This is a genomic window from Candidatus Omnitrophota bacterium (assembly GCA_013791745.1).
In the GTDB taxonomy this organism is placed as follows: Bacteria; CG03; CG03; order CG03; family CG03; genus CG03.
In genome coordinates this window covers 1-4,770 of sequence record VMTH01000186.1, presented here as the reverse complement: position 1 = coordinate 4,770, position 4,770 = coordinate 1, and the positions used below count along the sequence as shown (strand labels likewise).

The window sequence follows — 4,770 nt, the reverse complement described above, 5'->3', positions numbered from 1 at the left end:
GCTTTGACCTGCGAAAAACAAAAAGCCGTTTTAAGATATTCCCTGAATTTAATCGGCAGGTTGGGCATGAGAGAAAAATCATCAACCCTCCTGCGGTATAGCCATTCAAACACCTGTTGCGCGTGAAAGGCGGGAACGCCGCGGCTAATACAGACCTCTTTTAAATCATCCCTTGTCAAATTTTTAATATCTTTCATTTTCTCCGGCATTCGGCCGTCAGGCCATTCTTTCTTCTTTCATAATTTTCAGGGCCCGCGGCAGAAGAGCCGCTATATCTCTGACGAGCGCTCCCGAGGAAGCGTTTTTTTTCATAAACAGATCTCCGGCGAGGCCCTCGGCGTAAACGGCAGCCCGTGCGGCGTCAAAAATACCCATGCCGCCGGCGATCAAAGCCGCCGCGGCGCCGGAGAGAAGATCCCCCGTGCCGCCCAGCGCCAGGACCGGATTCCCCGTCGGGTTTATCGTCACGCTTTTTCCGTCGGAGATCACCGTTCTGTGGCCCTTCAGGACAACCACTGCCCTCACGGCCGAAGAGAGTTTTTTAACGGTATCCCATGAACGCGGAGCGATAAGAGTCCCTCTCGTGAGGAGTTTTGCCTCGCCCGTGTGGGGAGTCATCAGACAATTTTTGAGTTTCCCGAGATAGCCGTATTTTTTCGCGAAGAATATGCCGTCGGCGTCTATGACTTTCGCCACAGCGGTTTTTGATAAGGCATCGAGTATCCCGGCCGCTCTTTCGGGATTTGCACGCCCGAAACCGGGTCCGAAAACAATCGCCCGCACTTTTTTCCGCTTGATGTATTCCGCGATATCCGCATCGTCCTTTAAGACAATTGCCTCGGGAAAATCTTTCACACCGCCGCCGGCAATCGTGACGAGCCCCGCCCCGCCCCGCAGGGCGCCCAGCGCCGCAAGACGCGCGGCGCCTTTCATGGCTCCGCCGACAACCAGCACATGGCCGGAAGTGTATTTGTGGGATCCGCTGTTCCTGACGGGGATTTTTGAGGTTATATCACGGGCCGCCGTCATATGAACGGCGGTTTTTTTTGAGGGTGCTGAAAGGCCTATGTCCACGCATCTGACGGAACCCGAAATTTCAGCGCCCCGGCCGGTGAACAGACCCATTTTCGGGAATCCGAAGGTCACGGTAAAATCAGCGTTTACAGCCAGAGGCGCCTGCCCCGTGTCCGAATCAAGTCCCGAGGGCACATCGCAGGACACGACGGCTCTTTTCGCGGAATTGATCTCTTTTATGGCCGAGGCTGCCCTACCCCGCGGAAGGCCGTGAAAACCGGTGCCGAATATGCAGTCCACGATATAATCGGCTTTTCTCAGGCTTTCTTTGAGCGCCGCGGATGAGGGCATAAAAACAACGCCTCTGCCTGAGCGCGATTGAGCCCACAGAAAATTGGAATTGACTTTTTCCTTCGGAAAAACGCAGAAGCTCTCAACTTCAGTTTTTTTATCTATCAGTTCGGAAGCGACGATACCGTCGGCGCCGTTGTTGCCGGGGCCTGTGACGAAAACCACGCGTTTCGCGTCCAGAGAATCTATGAATTCCGCCAGCCCCGAAGCCGCCCGTTTCATGAGCGTTCTTCCCGGCGTACCCGCTTTGATCGTTCTCTTATCCGCGGCTATGACCTCACTGCCCTTGAGTATCCTCATAATATCTTCGCCTTTTTTATCATTTCAATATACGTATCAATCGCAGTTCTGCTTGAGCCTGATTGAAAAGCCGCTCATTTATATCCTTTGCAGTTTTTACAACTTCCAACAATAATTCCTCTGCCTTATTATAATTTTCCTTTTTTTTGTAAAGCCCGGCTAACGCATATTTTAATGCCATACTATTTGATGAACCCGCTTTCAACGCCAGTTCGTAATATTTGATAGCCATGTCAATATCTTTCGTTTCATAAGCATGGCCCAGGTTGGCATAAATTACACCGGAAAGATCATCGGAATTTATTTGTTGGCATAAACCCAAGGCTTTATTATAAAAGCAGATAGCGGTATCAGTGTATTTTTGACCAAACACGTTAGCCATACTTGCAAACGCTCGGCCCATATTTATATACGCTTTGGTAACAATTCCCTTATCGCCGATGCTGTTACCAGCTTGGAACGCTTTGTAATAACAGTCAAGACCTGAATTACTATCATTCATTGTAAGATGCAGATTTCCCAAATCTATGTAAGTATTGCCCATATTACTTATGTTCTGGCTGATTTTTAGTGCGCTTTTAAAATGCTCTTCGGCCCTAGCAGAGGATGGGCCCCTTCTCCACGGATCAACTTTTAACCAATCAGTATGCGCAACGGCGATATTGCTATGCACCAGCGGCAACAAATATTTATTATCACACTGAGTGGCAATTGCCAGCGCTTTTTCGTAATAGCTCAATGCTTCCTGGATATTATTTTGCTTGGATTTAAGAAAACCTAAATTATTATTTACCCTGGCTATTGCGGTATCATCCTTGCCTTTGACAGCTCTCGCTAATGCATCTTTATAGAGTTCTGAAGCTTTTCCTATATCATTCAGATCTAAATAATAATTACCCAGACAAATATATGATTCAGCTACACCGCCCTCCATGCCTTTCATTTCATATAATTCCAGAGCAGTCTTTATGTTTTTAAAAATCTGGCTATAATTCCTTCTTTTGAGCCGCGTCCTCACTAAATCCAAATACACGTCGGGATTATCATTACTTTTCAGTATTGAATTTTTATAACATTTTTCCGCCTTATCATACTCAGCTTGATTATAAAAATAATTTTTCCCGCGCAGATACCATTCTTCCGCGGACAATTCTCTGATATCCGGCTCAGCGGTTACGTTCTTTTCTTCAATTGTGTTGTTAAGAGTCTCGGCAATTTTTCGCTGTAAATCTATTCGGTCAGCATTCTCAATGAACCAACTTATGCCGGTTTCCACATTCCTTTTCATTTCTGCAACTCCGGTTTGAACATTGATAAGTTTAAAACTGCAAAGCACTTTTTCCTCTGGTTCATTGCCGAAATTATAATTAGGGGAATTATCCTTCGGGGCATCTTTAAAAGTGCCAGTGACGATATATTCCGCTTTTAACTTTTTCCCTGCTATGCGCGCCAATAGTTTATCTGATAAGAACCACTTCATCCACAAAACATTTTTAAGTTTTTCCCTTGGCATTATTTCAAGTAATCCGATATCCAAACTGCTTACAGCTATTGCTTCCGCCGCCGAAAAAGATTTAAGAACTTTATTTTTTGTTAAATTATGGAATTTAAAAACTGCGACCTTTCGGATATCAGAAGCAAAAGCTACCGTAGAAAACAAGCACAGCGATAGGATCAAAATTGTTTTTTTCATATTATTTCTTCAGATAAAGCTTTTTTAATTATATCAATATGCTTTTGAACTTCAATTTTTATCCAATAATCTTCTATCAGTTCAGCAGACTTTTTCCAATAAGCAAGAGTTTTATCTAAGTCCCTCTTCACTAGTGCATCCATTCCCACTTTATAAAAATCAATCCAATCATATTGATATTCTATTAAATTATCTATCTCCGGGCGAGATTCTGATTTGAACACCAGCACTATTTTAGGAGAAAGCGACGTGTTATCCCCATAAAATTGGCTGGATTGCCTTGGAAAACTGTTTTCTTCATCATACTCTTTTATGAGCAACCCACAAGCGGTCTCCCCGTTTTTTATTTTTTCTTTTATCAAATCAGCAAGCTCGAACATATACACATAGCGCTTGCCTTTCTCGTCAAATAACAAATCGTCCATGGGTATGGCTTCACCAATAATATCCCCGCCGGGAACTTGCCACATGGTGTTCTCCATACGATTATTCCAGGTTGTTCGCATATAATCCCACGCAAGCGGCACTTCAAGAATTTCCATTGGGGATATTAAATATTCTTCAGATGAAAACCCTGCGAAATCAGGAGAGATGCCATACAAATATAATTTCGCTGAGACAAAATCAGTTGTTTGTACTTTGGGGATTTTAAAATTTATTAAAGCCCTCCAAGTGCCCCTATTCACAATATTATCCTTCCCCACCCTTAATTCCTTATTCTGAAAATTTTGTTCCGGCAGTTTACTGTTTATACTGACGCAATTGATTTGGTCACCGCGGATTCCCATAATCCATTTGTTTATATCCACATCTTCAGATAGACCATCGTTTGCAGCAGCTTCAACCGTTAATCTCCTGCGATTAATTTGATATGCTTTGCCTTGCAATAATCTGCTGTAAAAAAACATCGCGAAAAATACCGCTGCACTTACCGACAGCACTATTAAGCAGATAGTTACTATTCTTACCTTTGACTTTTTTTCCCTTGGTATCAGAATCACTGAAATAAACAATGTGAATACAACAGCGATGACAGCCGCGTAAATTTGTTTCTGATTGTTGGATCGAATTATTTCTATAAATCGCCGCAGTGACAACGCGTCAGCCGACTCTTTGGGTTTGGACAAATATTCCGCATATGACGATGATAAGAGCGCTAATGTTCCCGGGCCATCCAGCATGGCATTAGAAAGTTGTCCTTTTTTCGCTTGAAAATAGAGATCCCATTGATTCAGTTTTTTAAATGCGCTGAGCACAATGTTCTCTCCCAACGTCGGCAAAGTGAACGGCATCATATATTGAGGTGAAACATTTGGGAATTTTTTAATTATTTCATTATATACTTCAAACCCCTTTTCGTATTGGGCAATACCCGGAGAAAAATAATGCATCATTAACTCAATGTGATACCG

Annotated in this window: 4 protein-coding genes; all 4 read right to left on the bottom strand. The window is 43.6% G+C overall.

Going from position 1 to position 4,770, the window contains the following annotated elements; genetic code table 11:
- The coding region (locus tag FP827_09630; GenBank protein MBA3053326.1) for a 23S rRNA (adenine(2503)-C(2))-methyltransferase RlmN at positions 1–197 on the bottom strand (197 nt) is incomplete at its 3' end.
- Positions 198–216: 19 nt separating this feature from the next.
- Positions 217–1,665: an NAD(P)H-hydrate dehydratase gene (locus FP827_09625; protein ID MBA3053325.1), complete on the bottom strand. Its 1,449-nt coding sequence runs from the start codon at positions 1,663–1,665 to the stop codon at positions 217–219.
- 19 nt (positions 1,666–1,684) lie between these two features.
- Positions 1,685–3,358, bottom strand: a complete 1,674-nt coding sequence (locus FP827_09620; GenBank protein ID MBA3053324.1) for a tetratricopeptide repeat protein — start codon at positions 3,356–3,358, stop codon at positions 1,685–1,687.
- Positions 3,355–4,752 (bottom strand): DNRLRE domain-containing protein, encoded by a 1,398-nt coding sequence (locus FP827_09615; protein ID MBA3053323.1) that lies wholly within the window; start codon positions 4,750–4,752, stop codon positions 3,355–3,357. Before FP827_09615 ends, FP827_09620 begins: the two co-directional genes overlap by 4 nt.
- Positions 4,753–4,770 lie beyond the last annotated feature (18 nt).